This is a genomic window from Rhodococcus sp. NPDC047139, assembly GCF_040643435.1.
Lineage (GTDB): Bacteria > Actinomycetota > Actinomycetes > Mycobacteriales > Mycobacteriaceae > Rhodococcus.
Genome location: NZ_JBEYUH010000006.1, coordinates 135855 through 160481, shown reverse-complemented (window position 1 = coordinate 160481; position 24627 = coordinate 135855). Strand labels below are relative to the sequence as shown.

Genomic DNA, 24627 nt, shown 5'->3' with positions numbered 1-24627 from the left:
CCCCTCCCCCACTTGCGCAGCCGGAGATGGATCACTTCGACGCCTCTCCGTGTTGTATGTCGTATTCCAGGTTACCTGTGTCGAGACGACTCCAGCGACCCGATCCTTCGAGCTCGCGACGGTATTCCCAGACGCCGTAACGGCCGTCGTCCGCAAACACCGAGAGCCGGTCGCAGCTGCCGTCGAGATCGCTGTCGGTGGCGACGACGAGGCCCTCACCCCATTCGTCGCCGACGCCCCAGCTTTCGCTGTCGACGACAACTGTCTCGGCGACACCGTCACCGTCGAGGTCGGTGGTCGCGCCGAAGAGATCGGCCCACGCCGCCACCTCTGCCGGATCGAGTGCGGAGGGGTCGAACGGATCGTCGGACGGAACGGGCGCCCCGCCCGATCCATCAGCGAGTTCGGCCATCGTTTCCTTTCCGGCCCCGGCGCTCGCCGGGTCGCCCTATGCGGTTGGACGCGCAGCGACGCCACGCGGTTCCGGCGCGTGCCCGAGCGCCCTCGAGTCGCGTTCACACGCCGCGACGCGCGCACGCCGTTCTCCGCGGCGACGAGCGATCTCCCCATCGAGGGCAGCGACCCGCTCGCGCACGCGGGTCGCACATCGGTCGCGGGCGGCGGCCGAGCCGGCGGCGAACTGCACTTCGGCCTCGTGAATGCTGGTGCGGACCCAGGTGTCGAGCTCCGCGCGCACGGTGGCGAACTCGTCGGTGATCCAACGGCGCATCCGTTCCCGGTACGCGATGCGCCGCCGGATCCGCATCAGCCAGCCCGCGGCCGGGACCGCACATACCAGCGCGACCACCAGCGACATCCAGCCCGGCAGGTTCCCGAAGGGGGTGACGAGCAACCTCCCGAGACCCGCACCCGCCGAAGCTCCGAACACCAGCGTCAGCGTGTCCTCCAGCGAACGTGCGGCATCGGCCGGGCGTGGCGTCCGCGTGATCTCCGGCGCCTCGATGCCCGGCGCGAGCCGTCCCATCTCGTGGACGAGCCTCGCGCGCAGGTCATCGACACGGGAGTCGATCATCCGGACCGCCTCGTCCACGCCTGCGGTCTCGAGTACTTCGAGAGTCGCGGTGGACGCGGCCCGCACTCCGATCGCGAGGTTCTGCAACAGCATCACCTGCAGCCTGCGCACGTCGGGACCGGGTGTCGAAGGAGGGGCAGCGGTGGCGAGACGTGCGCGTTCCGCACGCAGGTCCGCTTCGTCGTCCTCCGCGGCCAGACGTTCGATCTCCTCGTCGATCATCAGCCGTGTGGCCGCGACGACCGCAGAACGTGCGCGTCGCGGGTCGTGCGTGGCCCGGACGGCTGCGATCAGGACGTCCCGCAGATCGGCGATTCCTGCCTCGTCGCGGCCGAGCGGCTCCCGTGCGCGCCGCGCCGCGTCCGCAGACAGGGACAGCACTACGACTCGCATCAGCCACGGTGCGTGCCGATGCAGGATCTCGATGTCGGCGTCGCGAATCGCACGCCGGCCGGGAACGCGGTCGATCCCCGTGAGGGCGCACACCACTTCGGTCGACTCGGTGGCTGCGATACGCACGAGTTCGATCTCGGTTCGCCCGATCACGGCCGACGGTTCGAGCACGACGAGCGTGACGGCCGCACGTCCGCCGTTCACGATGTCGATCCCGCCCAGTTGCCGCAGTTCCGACGCCAATGTGCCCGCCCCGGAGCCCGGCACTCCGACGACCCGAACACCGGTCGCGGGTGGCTCGTGCAGCTGTATCCATCCGCGCGGGTTCCATCGGCGTATTACATCGTCGGCTGCGTTCACCATTGCCCCGGGGCGCATGCGGGGTTCACGAGGTCCAAGACCTGTTCGACGAGTTCCCGTACGCGCGGCGAGGCCGGGATTCCGGCGGCGACCCGGGCGAGTTCCTCGTCGCGCAGGTCGCGGGCGAGAGCCGTGCGCGCGGCGATCCGCTCCCCGAGAAGCGGATCGTCGCCGAGCGCGACCGCCTGTTCCCGCGCTATCCCCATCGCGTCGACGACGGTCGCATACTCGGCGACATCACCCTCACCGGACACCACGAGGACGACCCGTCGAGGATCGACGGCAGCGAGCGCGGCACGGTCGGCAGGGTGCGCAACTGCCGGTTCCAGGCGGCGGGGCACGACGTAGACGACGAGATCGGCGTCGAGCACCGGGTCGGGAGCGTCGGGTGCATCGACCGTCACCCTGACGACGAGCGGGCCGGCGTCCGCCTCGGTGGACAGCGCCTCTCGCACTCGTGCCTCGACCACTGCCCGACCGGTACCCGCGCGCCCGGCAACCTGCACCCTCATCGGAGCCGCGTGCCCGGCCAATGCTTTGCGCAGGGCGCGCCCGGCCTGCACGTCGACTTGCTCCACCTCCGCAGCGAGGCCATACCACAGGTCCCCCGTCATGATCCCCCGATCGTCGCCGAGATTGTGACAGAGAGACCGCGTGTGAGAGGGCGAACGCAGACTTCCTGAGAAAACACTGTGGTCACTTCGGTCACTCCTGCCACACACTCCGGAGATACGCGACAATGGACGCGTGAACGAAGCCGATCAGCACACCACCGAGACGCTCGACGAGCGCCCGACCCGCGGGAATCGCCTGTACCCCAGGGTGACGAGTTTCCGGTCCCGCCGTGGATCGCTGACCGATCCCCAGCAGCAGTGCTGGGACCGTCGTTGGCCCGAACTCGGCAAGGAGGTCGGCGACGAGCCACTCGACGTCGAAGCGTGGTTCGGCCGGTCGGCACCGCTCGTTCTCGAGATCGGATCCGGAACGGGAACTGCTGCGGTGGCGATGGCCCAGGCCGAGCCGGAAGTGAATCTCATCGCGGTGGAGGTCTACAAGCCGGGCATCGCGCAGACCCTGCAGAGCATCGAGCGCACCTATGACAGCGACGCCCCGGTCACAAATCTGCGTATCCTGCGCGGCGATGCCGTCGAGGTGCTCGAGAAGATGCTGACCGTCGAGTCGCTCACCGGCGTGCGCGTGTTCTTCCCCGATCCGTGGCCGAAGGCTCGTCACCACAAGCGCCGGCTCCTGCAAGCCCCCACCTTCGCCCTGATCGCCGACCGGTTGAAGCCCGGCGGAATACTGCACGTGGCCACCGACCACGCCGACTACGCCGAAGCCATCGCCGAGGTGGGCGACGCCGAGCCGCGGCTCGCCCGGTTCTCCGGCACCGCACCCATCAGTCTCGAGCGGCCCGTCACGAAGTTCGAGGACAAGGCACATCAGGTGGGTAGCGCGATCAACGAGTTCGTTTGGGGGAAGATCGGAGCATGAGTGTCCACGAAGAGCTCTCCGGCGTGACCGACTCCCCCGCGATCGACGGCGTCGAGCCGGCTCGTAAGGTCCTGCTCGTCTGGGACGCCCCCAATCTCGATATGGGCCTCGGCGCGATCCTCGGCGGCCGGCCGACGGCGGCATACCGCCCGCGCTTCGACGCTCTCGGCCGGTGGCTGCTCGGGCGCACCGCCGAACTGTCGCGTCAGCATTCCGCCCCGCTCGAAGCCGAGGCCACGGTCTTCACCAACATCGCACCGGGCAGCGCCGATGTCGTCCGCCCCTGGGTCGAGGCGCTGCGTAATGTGGGCTTCGCGGTGTTCGCCAAGCCGAAGATCGACGAGGACAGCGACGTCGATTCCGACATGCTGCGCCACATCGAGCTGAGGCACCGCGAGGGTCTCGCCGGTGTGATGGTGGCCTCCGCCGACGGCCAGGCCTTCCGCGAACCCCTCGAGTTGCTCGCGCAGGACGGTGTCGCCACCACGGTGCTCGGATTCCGCGAGCACGCCAGCTGGGCGGTGACCTCGGAGATCATCGAGTTCCTCGACCTCGAGGACATTCCCGGTGTCTTCCGCGAACCGCTGCCCCGCGTCAGCCTGGAATCGCTGCCCGACGAGGGTGCCTGGCTGCAGCCGTTCCGACCGCTTTCTGCTCTCCTCGTGGGGCGCAAGAGCGTCGCCGAATAGGAGACTTACGTGTTCGACCGTTGGGGAGAGCTCGTCTACCGTGCGCGCTTCACCGTCATCGCGGTGATGGTCGCGGCGCTGCTCGGGCTCGCCGGGTACGGCCTGAGCTTGAACGATCACCTCAGTCAGAGCGGCTGGGACGATCCCGGTTCCGAGTCCGTGGCCGCTGCCAAGCTCGCCGACGGCACCTTCGGCCGCGACACCATGGGCGACGTGCTGGTGCTCTACACGGCACCCGAGGGCAAGACGGTCGACGACCCGGAATTCGCCGCGAAGGTCAAGGACAGCCTGAACTCGCTGGTCACCGACCATCCCGAGGAAATTCTCAAGATCAACGGCGCGTACTGGCCCACCGACAACGCGCCGTCGCTGCCGACGCTGGCCGATCCGTCGCGACAGCACGCCATCGCGTCGGTCGCCATCGCCGGTGAGAACGACACAGAACTGACCGGCAACTTCCGCGACGTCAAGGACGAGTTCTACATCGACGGTGTCGACGTGCAACTCGCCGGTCTGCAACCGATCTCCGGCGCGCTGAACGACACGATGGCCAACGACATCAAGCGCATGGAGATCCTCGCGATCCCCGCAGTCGGCATCCTTCTGTTCTTCGTCTTCGGTGGCGTGGTCGCGGCGGCGCTGCCGCTGATCACCGGTGGCCTGACGATCATCGCCGCGAACGGTATCGTCCGTTTGATCACCAACTTCACCGAGGTGAACTCGTTCGTCGCACCGGTCGTCTCGCTCATCGGCCTGGGTCTGGCGATCGACTACGGCCTGTTCATGGTGTCGCGATTCCGTGAAGAACTCGCCGAAGGCTACGACACCGCGGCAGCGGTGCGACGTACCGTCATCACAGCAGGTCGCACCGTGGTGTTCTCGGCGACCATGGTGGTCACGAGCCTCGGTGGTCTTGTGTTGTTCCCCCAGGGCTTCCTCAAGTCGGTCGCATACGGCGCGATCTCCGCGGTCTCGCTGGCGGCTTTGCTGTCCATCACGATCCTGCCTGCGATCCTGAGCATCCTCGGCAAGCGCATCGACAAGTTCGGCATGAAGCGCTTCGGCCAGATCCAGTCGAACGAGCAGGTCGAGAACAGCTTCCTCGGCCGCCTGTGCCGGTGGGTGATGGTCAACCCGATGAAGGTGACGATCCCCACGGTCATCGGTCTGTTGCTGCTCATCATGCCGCTGACCGGCATCAAGTTCGGCGGCATCAACGAGACCTACCTGCCACCCGAGCACCCCACGCGTGTCGCGCAGGAGACCTTCGACGAACTGTTCCCCGGTCAGCGTGCCGAGCCGGTCAAACTCGTCGTCCGCGGCGCCGAGGGCGGCGATCTCAACAAGATCATCACAACGGCCAGTGAGGCTCCGGGTCTCGTCGAGAAGTTCACGATCACCGGCCCCGCGAAGGACGGCGTGCGCGTCCTCAAAGCCGGCCTGACCGACCGCAACGAGTCCGCCGCCACCATCGAATATCTGCACGCGGCCGAATGGCCGGAAGGCGTCGAAGTGCTCGTCGGCGGCACCCCGGCGATCGAACAGGACTCGATCGCGGCCCTGCTCGAGACGCTGCCGTTGATGGTCGTGGTGGTCGTCCTGCTGACGACCCTGCTCATGTTCCTGGCCTTCGGATCGCTCGTGCTCCCGATCAAGGCCGTGTTGATGAGCGCCCTGGGTCTCGGGTCGACCCTGGGCATCCTCACCTGGATCTTCATCGACGGCAACGGCGCGGACCTGCTCAACTTCACCCCGGGACCGATCATGTCCCCGGTGCTCGTGCTGATCATCGCGATCGTGTACGGCCTGTCGACCGACTACGAGGTGTTCCTGCTCTCCAGAATGGTGGAGGCGAGATCGATGGGGGCGAGCACCACCGAGTCGATCCGTATCGGTACCGCCCACACCGGCCGCATCATCACCGCGGCTGCTCTGATCCTCATCGTCGTCACCGGCGCCTTCGGGTTCTCCGAACTGGTGATGATGAAGTACATCGCGTTCGGCATGATCGCCGCTCTCATCATCGACGCGACTGTCATCCGCATGTTCCTTGTGCCCGCTGTGATGAAGCTGCTCGGTGACGACTGCTGGTGGGCGCCCGCGTGGATGAAGCGGATCCAGGAGAAGATCGGTCTGGGTGAACCGATCCTCGCCGACGAACTCATGCCCGAGGATGTTCCCGAACTCATCACCGTCGGCATGTTCGGTCCCGCAACGGTCTCGGCCACAGGTGGGCATCGCTTCCCTGCGGGTACGTTCGACGGCGGCTCGGATCTGACACAGCCGCTGCCCAAGATCGCCCCGCCGCGGCCGGCCGCAGAACAACGCAAGCTCCGCGATCTCACACCGCCGTCGGCACGGCGCCAGGTTCCCGGCCGGGCCGGTGTCCGTCCGCCGGCCGCCGGTCGCCCACCCGCACCGCGGAACGGTGAACGGGTACCGCCGGGTACCGGCCGCCCGACGCCGTCCGCAGGCCCGGGACGTCCCTCCACCACCTCGCCGCCGATCCCGGATCCGCGGCACCGCCCGGACGACCGGGCTCAGGGAGACGAGCAGAACAATATGTCCATTCCCCCGCATACAGCCGAAGAGCCACGGCACGGTGCACCCGAAACTCCCGAGCGGCGCGCTCCGGAAGCGTCTCCGACCTCGTCCGCACCGCCGCTACCCCGCCGCCGGCGTGGAGATGTGCCGCCTCCGTTGCCGCAATCCTTCGTGCGGCCCACTGTCGGTCCTGACGAATCGGGGGCGCCGGGCGGACCGGCACGGCCGAACGACCCGGACACCGGCAGGGGACGAGATCCACAGCCGATCGAGAACTGGCTGTCGCAACTGCGGCGCACCTCGCCGGGTGGAGACCATTCCGCCCAGCGTCCGCGACCCACATCGGAAACACAGCGGCCACCCGCACCGGAAACACAGCGGCCACCCGCACCTGGGCAGGTCCGTCCACCCGCGCAGGGCGCACCGCAGCGGCCACCCGCGCAAGGTGCGCCGCAGCGGCCGCCCGCACCGCGTGGACCGCAGCGACTGCCCGCGCAGGGCGCACCGCAGCCACCGCCTCCGCAGGGCGCACCGCAGCGGCCACCGGCGCAGGGCGCACCCCAGCCACCGCACCCGCAGGGCGCACCGCAGCGGCCACCGGCGCAGGGCACACCTCGTCCGCCATTGCCACCACGCCCCCGGGCTGCCGAAGGGCCGCCTCGACCGGGCGGTTCCGACCGGCCGGAACAGCGCCCGGACGAGTCCCAGCCCGACCCGAGCAGATCGGATCCCCGGGGCCCGGGACGGCACGGGCCCGAGAGCGGCCACTCCATCAGCGTGAACGAACTGATCGCTCGGCAGCGCCGCGACTGACGGATCACGAACCCGAGGCGACTCGCTCGCGGGTCGCCTCGGGTTATCGGTCAGTTGCCGTTGAAGAACTTCCGCATGCGCGTGGACAGCGGGTGCGTGACGTTGACACTTCCGCAGCGGACCTTGCCGGTCACGATGAGATGAAGCGGTCCGTACGGCGGCCCGCCGCGCACCTTGGACGACACGCTCGACGCGACATTCTCCACGCCGTTGACGTCGGCCGTCGCCTCCGCGGGCAGCAGGATCGTGATCGAACTGAGGTAGTCGTTCACGTCGATCCGCACCACCTGCGTCTGCATCACCGCCTCGGTGAAGTCGAGGGTGACCGAGGATGCGACGGTGTCCAAGGCGATGGCGGGCGGCACGTGCCAGGGGCCCTTCCGCTCGACGCTGGAGACACGACCCTTGATGAGGGCAGGAGCGCCCTGACCGGTTGCCGGGAACGCACCTGTGGTCGGCGCAGGATAGTGCTGCTGCGGCATTCCGGGCAGGTACTGATCCTGGAATTCGGGACGGATCTGGATACCCGGAAGGTCGACGAGGACCTGATTCAGATCGCCGCGAGTCTTGGCGGCGAGCACGGTGTCCATCCGTTCTGTGAACTCACCGAGCGAGAGCATTCCCTGCCCTACCGCACGCTGCAGAAGTTCCCCGACGTGCTCGCGTTCGGCGTCCGACACCCGCAGATCCTTCGATTCCATGCGCGTCAGCTTAATGGGAGTCGCGGGTCGGCTCTCTCCCGTCACTCCAGTCCCTGCTCGATGACGTAGCGGGTGAGTTCGACCCGGTTGGCGAGTTGCAGTTTGCGCAGCGTCGCCTGCACATGATTCTCGACCGTGCGGTGGCTGAGGGTCAGCCGCGCGGCGATCTGCTTCGCAGACAGTCCTTTCGCGACCAATCGCAGTACTTCGGTCTCACGGCCGGTGAGAGTCGGGGAAGACCGGCGATCGACGACATCGTTCGACATGCGGCGATACTCACCGAGCACGAGTCCGGCCAATCCGGGAGTGAAGACCGCCTGCCCACGCGCGGTTGCGAGGACCGCGTCGACGAGTTCGTGCACCGACGCGCTCTTGACGAGGTAACCGGACGCCCCGGCCTTCACCGCACCGAGAACATCGGCGCGTTCGCACGAGGCGGACAGTACGAGCACTCGACTGTCGGGGGAGACATCGAGGACGGCACGGGTCGCCTCGGTGCCGGTGCCGTCGGGCATCGCCATGTCCATGAGCACGACGTCGGGGCGGACGACCGCGGCACGACGTGCGGCACTCGCGACCCCGTCGGCCTCGGCGACCACGGTGAATCCGGCGTCTTCGAGGTCACGACCGACCGCGTGACGCCAGATCGGGTGGTCGTCGACCACCATCACAGTGACTGTCGCCGGTTTCCGTGTGGTGTTCCCGTGTGCTTCCGCGTTGGTCTCGGTCACTCATTTCCCTTCGGCACCCGGATCTCCCATTCGGTTCCCTCTCCCGCGGTGCTGTCGAGCAGTGCGACCCCGCCGAGCCATTCCGCGCGGCCGACGATCGACTTGGACACCCCCATACGCCCCTGCCTGCGAGCTTCGTCGAGTCTGCCCGGTTCGATCCCGACACCGTCGTCGCGGATGCTGAGCACGATCTCGTCACCGAGATCCTCGACGAGGACGTACACGGCAGCGTCGGCACCGGCATGCAGTTCGGTGTTCGACAGTGCTGCGGAGACGAGCGCAGTGAGTTCTTCCGCGCGCGCTCGGGCGATCATGATCGGATCGGCAGGCGCCGACACGGTCGCGGCTGCACCGACAAAGGCACGCACCATCGCCGTGAGGTCGGTGTTCTCGCCACCGCGATCGACATCGGTGTTCTGCTCGGAGATCAACTGCCGCAGCGCGGCCTCCTGTTCGCGTGCCATCGCGGCGAGTTCCGCCGCGTCTCCGCCCAGCTCGAGACCCCGCCGCTGCACGAGCGCGAGCACCTGCAATACGCCGTCGTGTACCTGTCGGCCGAGTCGTTCGCGTTCCTCCATCGCTGCTGCTACGCGGACAGCCTCCTCGAGCTGCCGATGCGCACGGCGGGCGGTCGTCGTGGCGAAGCCCATCGCCACGCCACACGCGGCGAGCACCGGTGCCGTGGCGTCCCGCCACAGGTCGAGGTTGATCTGATCGCGTACGACCGCACTGACCACCGACATCAGGATCGCCGATCCGATACCGGCCGGAGGCCCGCCGAAGATCGCGGCCGACAGGACGGCATTGGCCACCCACAAGGTGGTCGGCATGGTCTGGTGGTTGCTGTACCAGTCGTGGTCGGCGACCAGCCTGGTGGCTGCCATCAGCGCCACGGCAACGATCTGGTCTACCGCAGCGACCGTGCGGCGCGACCGTCCCTCACGGGAGAGCAGCACCGCCGATACGAGCGACCACGCCACGAGCACCCCGGTGAAGAACCACGACAGGTTCGGCCGGGTGTAGTTCACGACCATCGCGAATTGGGAGCCCACCGCGTATACGACGGTTACCAGCCGGAAGACCTGAGCGGCCCGCCAGAGCGGTGCGTCCGCGTCGGGACCGGTCCGGGACGGCCTCATCTGTACTTTTCGTACCTTTCGTCACGCTGGGCATGGCGAGTGAATCCAACCACTCCGGGGGCGTGTACGGTGACCGCCCCATCCTGTGACCGTCCGCACAATGGTTTGATCTGAAGTCGTGCTGAGGTCGTACCGAGCTGTCGCCGCCACTCTCCGGAGTCGGTGGCCGCTCTACATGGTCTCGATGGGCGCCTCGAATCTCTTCGGTGCGCTGCTGGTGTTCGCCTTCGTCCGCTACGGGATCCCGATCTCCGAGACGGAGGCGATCGTGGCCGATCGCGTCCGCAACTTCGCGGTTTTCGCGGTGTACCTGGCCTTCGCCGGCATCGTGAGCCTGAGCGCCGCAGCGATCATGTTGCGTGCGGTCGTGCGGTGGCAGCTGCGCGGCGGGCCACCCACCCGCGCGGAGCAGATGGCGGCACTGCACGCCCCACTCCGGCAGGCGATCGTCCATCTCGGCCTGTGGTTGCTCGGGGGTGTGCTGTTCGTCTTCCTCACCGCCGAAGAGATGCCCTCGCTCGCGGTGGCGGTCTCGGTCACCGTCGCGATGGCCGCGACCAGCACGTTCGGCTTCACGTACATGCTCGGCGAACGCATCCTGCGTCCGGTCGCCGCACGCGCGCTGAGCGAAGGGAACTTCGACCGGACGATGGCTCCCGGTGTGGGCACGCGCCTGGCCATGACCTGGGGACTGGGCACTTTGATGCCGGTCGCCGGCATCGTGCTGCTGTGCGTGACCCAGCTCAGTGCGAACACCGATTTCGACGCCGATGCGCTCGCACTGTCCGTGCTCGCGCTGGCGGTGACGTCGATCGGATTGGCGCTGGTGTTGTCGCTGCTCACGTCTGCGCAGATCTCCGACCCGATCAAGCAGCTGCGCTGGGCGATCGAAAGGGTGCAGCGCGGCGCGTCGGGAGTGCAGGTCGAGGTGTTCGACGGCAGCGAGATCGGGCGCCTGCAGGTCGGCTTCAACCGGATGATGACCGAGTCCGACGAGCGCAGACGTCTGCGGGAGCTGTTCGGTCAGCATGTCGGCGAGGACGTCGCTCGCCGGGCCCTGCAGTACGGCACCGAACTCGGCGGCGAGACGCGGTACGTCGCGGTGTTGTTCGTCGACATGGTGGGGTCCACGGCGACGGCGGCCGAGCGACCGCCGAACGAGGTCGTCGAACTGCTGAACGAGTTCTTCCGTGTCGTCGTCGAAGTGGTGGATCGGCACAACGGTTTCGTCAACAAGTTCATGGGCGATGCCGCACTCGTGATTTTCGGCGCTCCTCTCGACCGCCCGGACGCCCCTACGGCGGCTCTCGCGGCCGCACGCGAACTGCGATTTGCTCTCGACGAGATCACCGATCTCGACGTCGGAATCGGCGTCTCCGCGGGCCTCGCGGTCGCCGGCAACATCGGCGCTGCGGAGCGGTTCGAATACACGGTCATCGGCGACCCGGTGAACGAGGCATCACGCCTGACCGAACTCGCAAAACTGCGTCCGAGCAGGGTTCTTGCTTCGTCGAGTGCCCTGTATTTCGCGGACGACGAGGAGCGTGGCCACTGGGAACTCGGCGACGAGGTGCAGCTGCGCGGGAGGCGACGGATGACGCATCTCGCGTGGCCGGTGCGCTATCCCGAAGCCTCCGGAGAATCGAACGAATCGGACTGATCGGACACATTCTCCGACGACCGACAGCCCTTTCGTCCGCACCGGCCTGCGGGTCCGCACATCGAGAGTCCCCTCTCCGCGCCTCTGCCGTCGGTTACGGTGAACAGCGTGGCGCAGCCGCACGACGATCCTCCATGCCCCGACGCCACGCCGCGCCGGGGCTCGTTCCGGTGGGTCAAGTGGGTGTCGGCAGTCGCGCTCGTCGCCCTGCTGACCGTCGAGGCGATCTATCTGTGGCCGACGATGAGCGATTCGTGGCGCGCGGTCTCCGAGATGAACTGGGGCTGGTTCGCCGCGTGTGTGCTGGCCCAGATGATCTCCCTCAGCGGGTTCGCCGGGGTGCAGCAACGCTTACTCCACGCGGGTGGGGTGCACGTCGGGCACTGGCGGTCGGCGTCGGTGATCTACGGCAGCACGGCCATGGCCGTCACCCTGCCGGCGGGGCCGGTCTTCTCCACCGCCTTCACCTACAAGCAGACACGCAAGTGGGGCGCGACCCCTGTGGTCGCCTCGTGGCAGCTCGCCGTCTCGGGGGTCATCGCAGCGGTGACGCTGGCGTCGGTGGGCATGATCGGCGCGTTCGCAGTCGGCAGCCGGATCAGTCCCGTCACCCTCGTGCTGTCGCTCGCCGGGGCCGTCGCGCTGATCTACGGACTCCGGTATGTCTCGAAGAATCCGTCGTCGATCGAATCGGCGGGGACATGGATTCTCAGGCGGATCAACCGGATCACGAGAAAGCCGAAGGACACCGGTTTCGACCTCTTCGAGCGCACCCTCGCCCAGCTCGAGGCCGTCGACCTCGCGCGTCGCGACGCGTTGGCCGCGGTCGCATGGTCGGCCGTGCACCGATCGGCCGACGTCGCCTGCCTCGGGCTCGCATGCTGGGCTGTGGGTGGCTCCCCTTCGGTGGCCGGCCTGTTCATCGCCTTCGCGGCAGCGAAGGCCGTCGGCAGCGTGCCGCTCGCACCGGGCGGCCTGGGCTTCGTGGACGGCACTCTGATCGCGACCCTCACCGCTGCCGGCTTGAGCGCCTCACAGTCGCTGGCTTCGGTCTTCGTGTACCGGATGGTGAGTTTCGCCTTCGTGGCACTGGCGGGCTGGAGCACGGTCGGCGCGATGTACCGGGGCAACGGCAGCGACGAGATCGATCCGATCGCCGAGCGGGCGGAGCACGAGCGCAGCGCCCTCGAGCGGCGTCGCCGTCCCGTCGAGAACCCAGACCCGGTGTGATACACACCACACTCTAGTTGCGCACGCAACTATTCGGTGGCAGGGTTGCAGGCAAGAAGTTGAAAGTTGAATCAATCGAGGAGTCATCATGACCACCGCCACAGCCACCTTCCCGGGCCTGACCACCGGCACCTGGGTCATCGACCCTGTCCACTCGAACGTGGGCTTCACCGTCCGCCACCTCGTGGTCAGCAAGGTCCGGGGCACCTTCGAGAACTTCTCGGGAGCCATCACCGTCGCCGAGGACGGCACCGCCTCGGTGAACGCCGAGATCCACGTCGATTCGATCAACACCAAGAACGCCGACCGCGACGCGCACGTCCGCTCGGCCGACTTCTTCGATGCCGAGCAGTTCCCCGTCGCCACCTTCGCCTCCACCGGCATCCGCGCCGACGGTGACGACTACGTCGTCACGGGCGACTTCACCCTGCACGGCGTCACCCGACCGGTCGAACTGAAGCTCGAGTACAACGGTGTCAACCCCGGCATGGGCCAAGGCCCGGTCGCGGGCTTCGAAGCCACCACCGTCATCAACCGCAAGGACTTCGGCATCAGCATCGAGATGCCGCTCGAAGGCGGCGGCGCCGTCGTCGGCGACAAGATCACGATCACCCTCGAAATCGAGGCCGGTCTGCAGGCCTGACCCCTCCCACACGGAACGCCTCTCCTACGGGGGAGGCGTTCCGTGCACTGTAGCCACGTTCCGTGCTCGGAGATACCCATCGGCGATCCGGCTCGCCTGACGCCGCCGGTACCCTGGACCCGTGAAGAAGTACACCCCGGCGTTGGTGCTCGACGTCGTTCTCGTCGTCGTATTCGCCGTTCTCGGTCGTTCCAGTCACAACGAAGTGCTCGACCTGGTGGGACTCGCAGGGACGGCATGGCCGTTCCTCGGTGGACTCACCGTCGGATGGTTCCTCACCGCGGGGCTCTACCGCGACAAGTTCGACGCCTTCGCGGCCGTTCCCACCGGCCTGCTGGTGTGGGTGAGCACGCTCGTGGCCGGAATGCTGCTGCGCGCCATCACCGGCCAAGGCACCGCTACCCCATTCATCATCGTGGCCACGATCTTCCTGGGCGTATTTCTCGTGGGATGGCGCCTCGTGGCCCGCGCAGTGCAGCGCCGCAAGGTGCACGTCGGCTCATCCCGCTGACCAGGCTTCTCGTATGACGTAGAGAGTCACACGAGCACCCGCGATGTGATCTCTCCTGATTGCGTCGCGCGTGCCGCCCACACAGTGTCACAGTGGAAAATATGTCCACGATCGAGCCGCCCACCCTGCCCGGCTCCCGATCCGACCATCGATTCTTCGGCCAACCCCTGCCCCTGGCCAATCTGTTCGGTGTCGAGATGTGGGAGCGATTCTCCTTCTACGGCATGCAGGGCATCCTGATCTATTACCTCTACTACTCGGTATCCGAGGGTGGACTGGGGATCAGTCAGGCTGCCGCAACCTCCATCGTCGGCGCTTACGGCGGCACGGTGTACCTGTCGACGATCCTCGGCGCGTGGATCGCCGACCGGTTGCTCGGCTCCGAACGCACCCTGTTCTACAGCGCTGTGCTCATCATGTTCGGCCACATCGCGCTCGCGGTCCTGCCCGGATTCGCCGGCGTCGGCGTAGGCTTGGTCCTCATCGCAGTCGGTAGCGGTGGCCTCAAGGCCACAGCAACATCGATCGTCGGCGATCTCTACGACGAACACGACACCCGCCGCGACGCAGGTTTCTCCATCTTCTACATGGGAGTGAACATCGGTGCGCTCGTCGGACCGCTGCTCACCGGCTTCCTGCAGTCGCGCTACGGCTTCCACTGGGGCTTCGCCCTCGCCGCGGTGGGCATGTTCCTCGGCCTGCTGCAGTACACCATCTATCGCAAGCATCTGGGCGAGATCGGCAAGGTGCCGCCGCACCCACTGCCCGCGCATGCACGCCCGCGCGTGGCCGCAGTCGGTGTGGCAGCGATCGTTCTCATCGCGGTCTTCGCGCTCACCGGACTCATCACGACCGGCAACCTGTCCGACATCGTCGTCATCCTCACGATCGTCGCGACCGTCACCTACTTCGTCATCATGTTGTCGAGCAAGCACATCACGTCGATCGAGCGCAGCCGGGTGCTCTCGTTCATCCCGATGTTCATCGCAAGTGCCGTGTTCTGGTCACTTTTCCAGCAGCAGTTCACGATGGTCGCCGTGTACGCCGATACTCGTCTGAATCGAGATCTGTTCGGGTGGGAGTTCCCGCCGTCGTGGGTGCAGTCGATCAATCCGGTCTTCATCATCCTGTTCGCAGGTGTCTTCGCTACTGCCTGGACCAAGCTCGGGGATCGCCAGCCGTCCTCGCCCGTGAAGTTCGCAGCGGGCACGATCATCATGGGCATCGCCTTCCTGTGCTTCATCCCGATGTCCGGCGGCGGCGCCAACAGCGCCCCGCTGCTCGGGCTGGTCGGCATCCTCCTGCTGTTCACCTTCGCCGAATTGTTCCTCTCCCCTGTCGGATTGTCGTTGTCGACGAAGCTGGCACCGAAGAACTTCCACACGCAGATGGTCGCGTTGTTCTACCTGTCGGTCGCCTGCGGCACTGCCATGGCCGGTACTCTCGCCGGGTTCTACGACGAGAACAACGAAGTGCCGTACTACCTGTGGATCGGCGGAGCCTCCATCGCGGTGGGCGTCGTGCTCGCGCTGTTCGCTCCGCGTATCAAGACGCTCATGCACGGCGTGCAGTGACCGGCGAGATTCAGCGGAGCGCGAGCCACAACGCCAGTCCGAACCCTGCGAACGCGATCGTCACCCGCAACAGGTCCGGCGGTATCCGCCGGACCAGGGGCGGGCCGCACCACCCGCCGGCGAATGCTCCGAGCGCCATCGCGGCCGCCGCGACCCAGTGCACGGGGCCGAAGATCGCGAAGCCGATCGCGGCGACCAGGTTCGCGACGCCGAGCAGGTAGCTCTTGAGGATGCTCGCGCGCCAGATCTGCTCGGAGGTGCAGATCAGCACGAGGGCGAGGAAGACCACGCCGGCTCCGGCACCGAAATAGCCCCCGTAGACCGCGACGACGAACACCGACACCGCGAACACCTTCGGAAGGTCGCGGCCGCCCGCCGACCTGCGGATGCGCGGCTGGAGCAACAGGGCCAGCGCAGCCAGCGCAACGAGCCCGGGCACGACCGCCTCGAACGAACCCGGTGGGGCGACGAGCAGGACGACCGCCCCGGTCGCTCCGCCGAGTGCGGCATAGAGCGTCCACCACCACACCCGGGGGCCGGTATCCACGACCTCCCGCGCCGAGTTGGTCAGTGCGCCGGCACCTACACCCACCATTGCGACGGTGTTGGTGACGTTCGCAGCGACCGGCGAGAGACCGGCAGCGAGCAGCGCCGGATAGGAGACGAGGGACGCGAGCCCGGTGACGAACCCGACAACACCTGCGAAAAATCCGGCGACCACCAGGAGCGTCACGTCGAGGACCGTCACGGTCGCCCAACGTACCGTGTGGGATAGGTCAGTCGCCGACCAACGGTTCGCCGAGCTTGCGCAGGAAGGTATCGGCCATCTTGATCGCCCGGTCGCCGCCGTCCGCATCGGCGACGAACACCGCGAAGGCAAGATCGCCGGTGTAACCGAAGAACCACCGATCGTCGCCACTACCCGCAGCGATACCTGCGAGGCCGGCATGTCCGCGGAGGAAGGAAGCAGGACCGTTCTGGACGTTGTCGATCATCATGCCGCGCAGAGCATCGATCACCGGGCCCGGCAACTGTTCCGGAGCGTCGTGGACGGTCGCTTCCTGTCCCTGCACGATCATCGGCGCAGCGGCGCTGCCCCGTGCGACCGATGCCGCCAGCACCGCGGCACCGAGGGGACTGACGAGATCTTCGTCCGAATCCGAGCCGGCGAACTGGACCACACCGGATCGGGTGTTGCCGATCTGTGCCGTCTCGAAGTCGAATCCGGGCACCTCGTAGTTCGCGCCGAGCCCGAGACTACGGGCGGTCTCGCCGATATCCTCCGAGCTCACGTCCTTGGGATCGACACCGCGCTGGAGTGCGGCCGCCAGCCGAACCGGGTCGAGAACCCCCCCGGCAGGGTAGAGGCCGTGGGTGAGGACGGGACCGAGTTCCATCGCCCAGTTGTTGACGTCGGCGCCGAGGATCCCGCCGGTCGACGGCTGGATGGCGACCAGCGCGGCCGGAGTGCCCGCCGTGACGACCGCTTCCTTCGCGGCGAGTTGCACCTGTGAATCGAAGGTGGAGTGAAGATCGGGCGGGGGCGGACCCTGGAAACCGGCCACCTGGATCGGATCGCTCTCGGGGTCTTCGAGCGTGACCGCCCAGCCCGCCGTGCGGTCGCGCTCGAGCTGCCAGGCCGAACGCAGCGAATCGAGCAGAGGCGTGGAGATCCGACGGTCGGCGCTGATCAGGGTCGGTGTCGTCAGAACCTCGACCCCGGGGATCGACGCGATAGCGTCCGCGAGGAACTGATAGTCCTCGTCACGGAGCTTGACGGCGGTGACCCGGTTGCCGGGGTCGTCCTGCATCCGTTCCTGCATCAGTTGCGCGGTGATGACGGGCGCGACAGGCGCGAGCACCGCAGCGAGGCGATTGGTGGTGTCGACGGGATCGGGCATCGCCGCAGGGTCGAGCACCACGGCGTTGATGGTCTGTTCCTCCATGAGCAGACGCCCGGTGCGGTCGAAGATCTTGGGGGGTGCGGCATCGGTGCGCACGTGATGGACTGTGCGTCCACCGGACAGGTCGGGCACGACGACCTCCGGATCCCAGGACACGCGCCAGCCGACTGCGAGCTTCCGCACCGCACCGTTGACCTGATACGACCAGTCCTTGCCCTCACCGAAGTTCCATGCTGCGGAGAGGGTGAAATACCCCGATTCCTCGTTGAGTTCGACGAGCTGAGTGAGCTCGTAGTCGACGGTGCCCTCGGACAGACCGTCGTACATCTGAGCGATGGTTCCCTCGGCCGCGTTCGGGTAGGAGGTCAGCGCCGCCGCCGCAGCGGCGTCGCGATCGTCCAGGGCGGCGACGAAGTCGTCGACGAGGCGTTGTGCCTCACTGCGAGAATCCGCGAAGACGACCGTCGTCAGAGTCACGACAGCCACGACGAGGACGACAGCGAGCGCGCCGATGCGCCACCACTTCCCCCGCCACTCACGAAATCTCATATGCAAGAACCTTCACTTCAGCCACACGAGATACCAGCACACGTTGCACACGAACAGATCACGATTGGTCCACTGCCTTACCCCCTCAGCCATCGGCCCGCTGCCTCCACTGCGGGAGCCGAGCCGTCCGCCCCTGCCACGAACACCGCGAAGGCAAGATTATCCTGTGAACCGATAAACCATCCGTGTGCCCCGACGTTGTCACCGTACTCCGCCGTCCCTGTCTTCCCGACGAGATCGGGGATGTCACGCAACGTACCGGCTGTACCCTCGATCACCGTCTCGCGCATCATCTCTCGTACTGCGGCAAGGACATTCTCCGGGATCGGTTCGACGTCTCGGTCCGCTGTGGCGGGCTGCCCCTCGACGAGCATGGGAGCAGGCGTCCGGCCGTTCGCGACAGACGCGGCGACCAGTGCCATACCGAACGGGGACGCCGTCACCTGCCCCTGCCCGATGGCTGCTTCCACGCGGGCCGCGTCGGTGTCGGCGACCGGCACGCTGCCGGTGACCGTGACGAGACCGGGCGTTACGTAGTCGATGCCGAGCCCGAACTTCTCGGCCGTTGCACGCAACGCATCCGGGGGAAGATCGAGGGCGAGCCGGCCCATCGTCGTATTGCACGAGAATGCGAACGCGGTGTGCAGAGGCACCTGCCCAAGATCGAAACTCTCGTCGTTGGGGATCGTGCGCGAACCGATGGAGGCGACGCCCGGACAGGGCAGTACGGTGTCGGGTTCGGCGAGCCCGGCCTGCAGTGCCGCGGACGTCGTCACGACCTTGAATGTCGAACCCGGCGGATACAGGCCGGTGGCCGCCACCGGTCCTTCGGCATCGGCCGCCGCATTCTGGGCCATCGTGCGGATCGCACCGGTCGCAGGTTCGATCCCGACGATCACCGCCGGCGTATCGATCGCGGCGAGCGCGTCTTCGGCTCGTCGTTGCAGGTCGAGGTCGATCGTGCTGGTCAGGTCGGGAGCCTCCGGGCCTGATTCGCCGGCGACCTGTGCGGTCGTCCCGTCGGACGCGACCTGCCGTACCACCCAGCCGGCCGAGGCGTCCTGCCCCTCCTGCCAGAGCTCGGCGAGACCGGCCCACACGGGTGAGGCGAGGGCACGATCGACGGTGAGCAATCGAGCCTGCGGTGAGAGCGTCACGCCGGGCAGCGCGGTGAGCTGCTCCCGGATGGGGGCGAGGTCATCCTCCCGCAGAGTGATCACCCCTGCGGCGCCGCCGTCGGCCCCTGCGACCTGCGTGGCGAGGCTCTCGGCCGTGATGGTCGGGACGACAGTCGCCAGCAGAGGCGCGACCGCGGCGGGATCGGCGGTGGTATCGACGTTCACGACGGTGACGGCCTGCTCGCCCATCAGCGGCCGCCCGGCCCGGTCGAAGATCGTCGGCGGGGCGCCGGCCGTCGTCAGGTACTGCAGCGATGCCCCACCTGCAAGTTCCGGGGCGAGCACCGCCGGATCCCACCGCACCCGCCAGGCGTCGGCTGCCGGGTCTTCCGCGGCGCTACCGGCGGTCCGGTACGACCAATCCCGGCCCTCCCCGAAGTTCCAGGAAACGTCGAGGTCGAACGTGTCGCCGTCACCCGTTCCCGCGACGGTCACGGTGGGATCGCTGTTGCCGAGCCCTTCGAAGAGAGCGTCGATGGCTGCTTCCGCCCCCGCCGGATCGGTGGTCAGTGCCGCTGCCGCGGGTACGTCGCCGGCGTCGAGAGCGGCGGCGAAGTCCTCCGCGACCGTCTCCGGCTGATCGGGACCGATCGCGCACGCGGGCAGCGACAACACCGTCGCTGCCGCGACGCCGAGGCTCAGCAGTCGGATACGCACGATCCCGATCATGCCTGCTCTTTCCATCCCGTGCCTGTTACCGCAGGTAGGCGGCGGGGTGAAATATTCCGTTGCGTCCGGGACGGATCGGATCCATCATCGTGTTCGGATCAGGTACCCGTCGATCGGAGAAATTCGTTGCTCCTGTGAGTCCCGTCCCGCGCACTCGCGCCGCCGACCCTCACCTTTCGGGAGCCACCATGTCTTCGTCCGGTATCAACTTGTCCGCACTCTCCTACGTCCACCCCGACGGCACCCGCGCCCTGCAGGGCATCGATGCCGTCATCCCGGCCGGGCGCACGGGGCTGGTGGGGCGCAACGGGAGCGGTAAGAGCACTCTGCTGCGCCTGATCGCGGGTGAACTCCGCCCCACCTCCGGTTCGGTGGCCGTACGCGGACGACTCGCCTGTCTACCCCAGGACGTCACCCTCGACCCCACGGTGCCGGTCGACCGCGTTCTCGGGATCTACGAGGTTCGTAAATCGCTGCACCGCATCGAATCCGGAACATTCTCCGATCGGGATTTCGAGATCGTCGGTGACCGCTGGGACATCGAGGACCGCGCCCTCGCACTCGTGCACCGTGTCGGTCTCGACCGGATACTGCACGAGCCTGCCGACTTCGATCGCACCGTCGGGCAACTCTCCGGGGGCGAGACCGTACTGCTCGCCTTCACCGCACGGTTGCTCGACGAACCCGACGTGCTGCTGCTCGACGAACCGACCAACAACCTCGACGCCGACGGCCGCGCGCGCCTGCAGGACGCGCTCGAGCGGTTCACCGGCACGGTGGTCGTCGCTACTCACGACCGCGAACTTCTCGAGGGGGCGGATTCGATCGCCGAACTGCGCGAGGGCTCGTTGCGTCTGTTCGGCGGTGCATTCGACGAGTACGAGAGGATCGTCGCGCAAGAACAGCAGGCCGCGCAGGCTGCTGTACGGGAGGCCCGCAACGACGTGCGGCGACAGGCACGCGAACTCACGACCGCGCAGGTCGCACTCGCCCGGCGACAGCGATACGGGCAGAAGATGTACGAGCAGAAACGCGAGCCCAAGATCGTGATGGGCGCACGCAAGCGGCAGGCGCAGGACTCGGCCGGACGCTATCGCCGCGAGCACGAACAAGATCTTGCCGCGGCGCGGGAGAATCTCGATCGTGCGCAGGATCTGGTGCGCGACGACCTGGAGATCCGCATCGATCTGCCAGGAAGCACCGTCCCACCCGGCCGGCGGGTGGCGGACACACCGGTCGAGATCGTCGGGCCGGAACGGATCGCACTGCGCGGACCGAACGGATCGGGGAAGACGACCCTGCTCCACGACATCGCCGAGGCCGGCCCCCTCGTCCCCTTCGCGCTGCTTCCGCAGCGTCTCGACATCTTCGACGACGATCGCTCGGTCGCGGAGAATGCCGAGGATCGCGCGCCACACCTGACCTCGCAGCAGGTACGTGCGCGGTTGGCTCGCTTCCTGTTCCGCGGCCACCGAGCCGAGGTACCCGTGGGTGCGTTGTCCGGCGGTGAGCGACTGCGCGCTGCCCTCGCGATCGTCCTGGCGGCCGATCCTCCTCCGCAACTACTGCTGCTCGACGAACCGACGAACAACCTGGATCTGGCCGGCCTCGCACACCTGACGCAGGCGCTGCGGGGATACGGTGGGGCGCTCGTCGTGGTTTCGCACGACAAGCGTTTCCTGCAGGAAGTGGGGGTGCGTCGGTCCATCGCGCTGCGGTGATCAACCGAGCGGACATACTGCAGGGATGAACCACGCGACGAATCCCGCCGACGGTACCCGGATCCGGTTCACCACGGCAGGCAGCGAGGATCGACCGTGCGTCCTGCTCGTTCACGGCAGCGCACTGTCGTCGGCGGTGTGGCGTGGATTCGGGTACGTCAAGACCCTGAGCAGGGACTTCCACCTCGTCATGCCCGACCTGCGCGGCCACGGCCGCAGCGACACTCCCCACGGCGAGGACGCATACGCCATGGACGCGATCGTCGGAGACCTGCTCGCCGTCCTCGATGCGGTGAAGGTGCACCGAGCGCACTACGTGGGGTATTCGTTCGGTGCCCGTGCCGGTCTTGCACTCGCCGTCACCGCCCCCGAGCGACTGTCGAGCCTGTCACTGCTCGGGGGCAGTGCCCGGCCCCAGCGCGGAGCGATGGACGCGATGTTCTTCCCGGACTCCGCCGACGTGCTCGAACGCGAGGGCATGGACGGCTTCGTCCGGGCATGGGAGAAGCAGCGTCGCAGCCCGGTCGATCAGGCGACACGCTCGGCTTTCCTGGAGAACGACGCGCGCGCTCTGGCCGCCTACTTCCGTCGCTCGGACCGGGAACCGGGCATCGACGACGAGACGCTCGAGAGCCTCGCCCTGCCCGTGCTCGCCGTCGCCGGATCCGAGGACCACCTCCGCGTGGAGGACACTCGCGCGTTGTCACGCACCGTGTCCGGTGCGCGACTCGCGATTCTGCGCGGGGTGGACCACGCCGAGACGGTGGCGGCCGCACTTCCTGCGGTCGAGACCTTTCTCGCCGCACGCGCCCGCCGGAGTTGACGGGCGCGCTCCACTGCTCACACCGGAACGACGACCTGCTCGCGCGGTCCCAGCGCCGCATTCGGCTGAGAGTGCGGATATGTTCGACGCGACGCCACCGCGTCCTGTTCCTCATCGACGCGCGTGATCGCCTGCGGCCTTCCGGCAGCGGATACTTCCGCCAGCAGGGCCGACACCGACCGCTTCATGACTTCGACCGCTTCGGGCACGGACAGTCGCAGCACATCCCGCAGCGACACCCACATCGGCCACGTCGTCGAGACTCCCAGCAGATTCTCGATGTGCGTCCGGACGGTGTCGTCGACACCTTCGAACTGGTCGGAGAACAATGCCCTGATCTCGTATCGCGCCCGATCGAGATAGCGCAGGCGATTGCGCTGCAATTCGCGCGAGAACGGTGCGCGGATCTCGGACGAACGCGCGAACGGCGCGATGAACTCGAGCAATTCCGCCCGCTGGCGGCAGTAGGCATCGATCCGTTCGGCAAGCGGCAGCGACGGATCGACCGGTTCGTAGGCGTCGTCCTGCCGTCGCATCAATTCGGCGCCGGTGGCGGCGAACAGTGTTTCCAGATCTCCGAAATGCCCCCACAACGACCGGAGCGACACTCCGGCGCGCGAAGCGATCTGCGCCCCTGTGGGTTTGAGTTCCCCCGCCCGGATGAGCGCGATATGGGCCTCTATGACGGCCTGACGAGTGCGCTCTGCACGAGCGCTCCGGCCGTCCGTCGTTGCCGTTGTCGACGACTGTTCGCCGCCCCTTCGTTCCGCGTACATCGCTCCCCCGATTTCCGCTCGATTCCCCTATGGAACCGGTCACTCCCCTCGTCGGTGACCGGCATAACTTTTCTCATGGCGAAGAATAGTCGACACACCGGACGAATTGTCATCCCCGTCCGACAGTTGTCCCATTTGCGCATTTCGAAGGGCTGGATGCAGGGCGTTTACTGTGCGAGCAAGCCCTTCGCGATATGTGTTACCTGAATTTCGTTACTCCCTGCATAGATCATCAACGATTTCGCGTCGCGTGCGAGTTGTTCCACGCGATATTCCGCCATGTATCCGTTTCCGCCGAACAACTGCACAGCTTCCATCGCCACCTCGGTCGCGGCCCTCGACGAGTACAGCTTCATCGCGGAGGCCTCGGAGAGGCTCACCGGCTTCCCCGCCTCTGCCCGCTCGATCGCGCTGAAGACCATGTTGCGCACGTTCACCCGGGCGATCTCCATCTCGGCGAGCTTGAGCTGGATCAACTGGAATTGTGCGATCTCCTTACCCCACAACTTCCGCGACTTCGCGTACTCGGTGCACAGCGTCAGGCACTGCTCGATGATGCCGAGTGAGAGATAGGCAATGCCGATTCGCTCTGCCGCGAACGATTCCCGGGCGCTGTCCTTGCCGTCGCCGCGGCCGCCGTCCTCGGTCTCGCCGAGCAACCGGTCGGGGGTCAGGCGCACGTTGTCGAAGAACAGCTCACCCGTGGGCGACGAGTTCATGCCCATCTTCTTGAACGGCGGGCTCTGCGTGAGCCCCTCCATGCCCTTGTCCAGGACGAACGCGAGCACCTTGCGGTCGCGGCGATCCACGGCGGTATCGCCCTCGTCGAGTTTCGCGTACACGATGATCACGTCGGCGTACGGACCGTTGGTGATGAACGTCTTCTGGCCGTTGAGGATGTAGTCCTCCCCGTCGCGGCGCACGGTGGTCTTCATCCCGCCGAAGGCGTCCGACCCCGAATCGGGCTCGGTGATGGCCCATGCTCCGACCTTCTCGAAGGTCACCAGTTCCGGCAACCAGCGCTTCTTCTGCGCGAGCGTCCCGCGGCTGCGGATCGTGCCCGCGGTCAGTCCCAGGCTCACTCCCAGGGACGCGATGAGGCCGAGGCTCACCCCCGCGATCTCGATGTTGAGCAGAGCCCCCATTCCCGGCGACCCGCCCGTTCCGCCGGCCGATCCCGAACTCTTTTCTCCGCGTTCTTCTTTCGCGAGGGCACGTTCGAGCGACTCGCGGGCCATCTCGTCGATGCCGAACGTCGCATACAACTTCCGGATGATGTCGTACGGCGGCAACTCTCCCGACTCGAGACTGTCGACGTGCGGACGGATTTCCTTCTCGATGAATCCGCGTAGAGCGTCGCGGAACATGAGGTCTGTGTCGGACCACTCGTACATGCAGCGAACATAGAACAGGTGGCGTTTCCTGCCCAGGCTTTCGTCTCATTCGGCACTCGGAAAACGCTCCGCATACCGGGTGCCGGTATTAGCCTTCG

General features: G+C 67.1%; 21 protein-coding genes. 10 read left to right on the top strand and 11 right to left on the bottom strand.

Translation table 11 applies throughout. The features are described 5' to 3' along the window. Positions 1-31 precede the first annotated feature (31 nt). The 3 genes from ABZ789_RS09875 to ABZ789_RS09865 form a co-directional block, all read right to left on the bottom strand. Positions 32-412 carry a DUF6802 family protein gene (locus tag ABZ789_RS09875; protein ID WP_358422612.1) on the bottom strand — a complete coding sequence of 127 codons (381 nt, stop codon included), beginning with the start codon at positions 410-412 and terminating at the stop codon, positions 32-34. Positions 413-448: 36 nt separating this feature from the next. After that, entirely contained in the window at positions 449-1693 is a 1245-nt protein-coding gene (locus tag ABZ789_RS09870) for a hypothetical protein (protein WP_358422609.1), read from the bottom strand. An 89-nt stretch (positions 1694-1782) separates the two neighbouring features. Then, positions 1783-2400 (bottom strand): hypothetical protein, encoded by a 618-nt coding sequence (locus tag ABZ789_RS09865; RefSeq protein WP_358422606.1) that lies wholly within the window; start codon positions 2398-2400, stop codon positions 1783-1785. Between the two features lie 97 nt (positions 2401-2497). On the opposite strand from ABZ789_RS09865, the gene trmB reads away from it, so the two are divergent. The 3 genes from trmB to ABZ789_RS09850 are packed head-to-tail and all read left to right on the top strand — an operon-like array spanning position 2498 to position 7326. Then, entirely contained in the window at positions 2498-3280 is a 783-nt protein-coding gene (gene trmB / locus ABZ789_RS09860; protein ID WP_358423139.1) for a tRNA (guanosine(46)-N7)-methyltransferase TrmB, read from the top strand. Next, the gene (locus ABZ789_RS09855) at positions 3277-3969 is read left to right on the top strand and encodes an NYN domain-containing protein (RefSeq protein WP_358422603.1); all 693 of its coding nucleotides are present in this window, start codon (positions 3277-3279) and stop codon (positions 3967-3969) included. The genes trmB and ABZ789_RS09855 overlap by 4 nt, the downstream gene beginning before the upstream one ends. Positions 3970-3978: 9 nt before the next feature. Continuing rightward, the gene (locus tag ABZ789_RS09850) at positions 3979-7326 is read left to right on the top strand and encodes an MMPL family transporter (RefSeq protein WP_358422601.1); all 3348 of its coding nucleotides are present in this window, start codon (positions 3979-3981) and stop codon (positions 7324-7326) included. A gap of 50 nt (positions 7327-7376) precedes the next feature. On the opposite strand, the gene ABZ789_RS09845 is transcribed toward ABZ789_RS09850, so the two are convergent. From ABZ789_RS09845 to ABZ789_RS09835, 3 genes are read right to left on the bottom strand one after another with little or no spacing between them, the layout of a single operon-like run. After that, positions 7377-8027, bottom strand: a complete 651-nt coding sequence (locus ABZ789_RS09845) for a DUF1707 domain-containing protein (protein ID WP_358422599.1) — start codon at positions 8025-8027, stop codon at positions 7377-7379. A gap of 41 nt (positions 8028-8068) precedes the next feature. After that, on the bottom strand, positions 8069-8695 hold the full coding sequence (locus tag ABZ789_RS09840) for a response regulator transcription factor (RefSeq protein ID WP_358422597.1): 627 nt from the start codon (positions 8693-8695) through the stop codon (positions 8069-8071). Between the two features lie 59 nt (positions 8696-8754). After that, complete coding sequence (locus ABZ789_RS09835) at positions 8755-9897, bottom strand: DUF5931 domain-containing protein (RefSeq protein WP_358422594.1); 1143 nt, start codon at positions 9895-9897, stop codon at positions 8755-8757. A 175-nt stretch (positions 9898-10072) separates the two neighbouring features. On the opposite strand from ABZ789_RS09835, the gene ABZ789_RS09830 reads away from it, so the two are divergent. The 5 genes from ABZ789_RS09830 to ABZ789_RS09810 all read left to right on the top strand — a co-directional run bounded on the left by ABZ789_RS09830 (position 10073) and on the right by ABZ789_RS09810 (position 15515). Beyond that, positions 10073-11557: an adenylate/guanylate cyclase domain-containing protein gene (locus ABZ789_RS09830; protein WP_358423136.1), complete on the top strand. Its 1485-nt coding sequence runs from the start codon at positions 10073-10075 to the stop codon at positions 11555-11557. A gap of 108 nt (positions 11558-11665) precedes the next feature. Then, entirely contained in the window at positions 11666-12787 is a 1122-nt protein-coding gene (locus ABZ789_RS09825) for a YbhN family protein (RefSeq protein WP_358422591.1), read from the top strand. A gap of 88 nt (positions 12788-12875) precedes the next feature. Further along, positions 12876-13430: a YceI family protein gene (locus ABZ789_RS09820; RefSeq protein ID WP_358422588.1), complete on the top strand. Its 555-nt coding sequence runs from the start codon at positions 12876-12878 to the stop codon at positions 13428-13430. A gap of 121 nt (positions 13431-13551) precedes the next feature. Then, positions 13552-13941 (top strand): DUF3054 domain-containing protein, encoded by a 390-nt coding sequence (locus tag ABZ789_RS09815; protein WP_358422585.1) that lies wholly within the window; start codon positions 13552-13554, stop codon positions 13939-13941. A 101-nt stretch (positions 13942-14042) separates the two neighbouring features. After that, entirely contained in the window at positions 14043-15515 is a 1473-nt protein-coding gene (locus ABZ789_RS09810) for a peptide MFS transporter (RefSeq protein ID WP_358422582.1), read from the top strand. Between the two features lie 10 nt (positions 15516-15525). On the opposite strand, the gene ABZ789_RS09805 is transcribed toward ABZ789_RS09810, so the two are convergent. The 3 genes from ABZ789_RS09805 to ABZ789_RS09795 form a co-directional block, all read right to left on the bottom strand. Beyond that, positions 15526-16263, bottom strand: coding sequence for a sulfite exporter TauE/SafE family protein (locus ABZ789_RS09805; RefSeq protein ID WP_358422579.1), 738 nt, complete (start codon positions 16261-16263; stop codon positions 15526-15528). Positions 16264-16291: 28 nt separating this feature from the next. Continuing rightward, on the bottom strand, positions 16292-17968 hold the full coding sequence (locus ABZ789_RS09800; protein WP_358422576.1) for an NTF2-like N-terminal transpeptidase domain-containing protein: 1677 nt from the start codon (positions 17966-17968) through the stop codon (positions 16292-16294). Positions 17969-18045: 77 nt separating this feature from the next. After that, entirely contained in the window at positions 18046-19815 is a 1770-nt protein-coding gene (locus ABZ789_RS09795) for a penicillin-binding transpeptidase domain-containing protein (protein ID WP_358422573.1), read from the bottom strand. A 188-nt stretch (positions 19816-20003) separates the two neighbouring features. On the opposite strand from ABZ789_RS09795, the gene ABZ789_RS09790 reads away from it, so the two are divergent. Next, positions 20004-21536: an ATP-binding cassette domain-containing protein gene (locus tag ABZ789_RS09790; RefSeq protein WP_358422570.1), complete on the top strand. Its 1533-nt coding sequence runs from the start codon at positions 20004-20006 to the stop codon at positions 21534-21536. 25 nt (positions 21537-21561) lie between these two features. Beyond that, positions 21562-22359, top strand: a complete 798-nt coding sequence (locus ABZ789_RS09785) for an alpha/beta hydrolase (RefSeq protein ID WP_358422567.1) — start codon at positions 21562-21564, stop codon at positions 22357-22359. Between the two features lie 17 nt (positions 22360-22376). Here the strand turns inward: ABZ789_RS09785 and ABZ789_RS09780 are convergent, their stop codons facing one another. Both ABZ789_RS09780 and ABZ789_RS09775 read right to left on the bottom strand, forming a co-directional pair. Further along, positions 22377-23135 (bottom strand): TetR/AcrR family transcriptional regulator, encoded by a 759-nt coding sequence (locus ABZ789_RS09780; RefSeq protein WP_358422564.1) that lies wholly within the window; start codon positions 23133-23135, stop codon positions 22377-22379. A gap of 167 nt (positions 23136-23302) precedes the next feature. Further along, positions 23303-24529 carry an acyl-CoA dehydrogenase family protein gene (locus tag ABZ789_RS09775; RefSeq protein ID WP_358422561.1) on the bottom strand — a complete coding sequence of 409 codons (1227 nt, stop codon included), beginning with the start codon at positions 24527-24529 and terminating at the stop codon, positions 23303-23305. Positions 24530-24627: the final 98 nt, after the last annotated feature.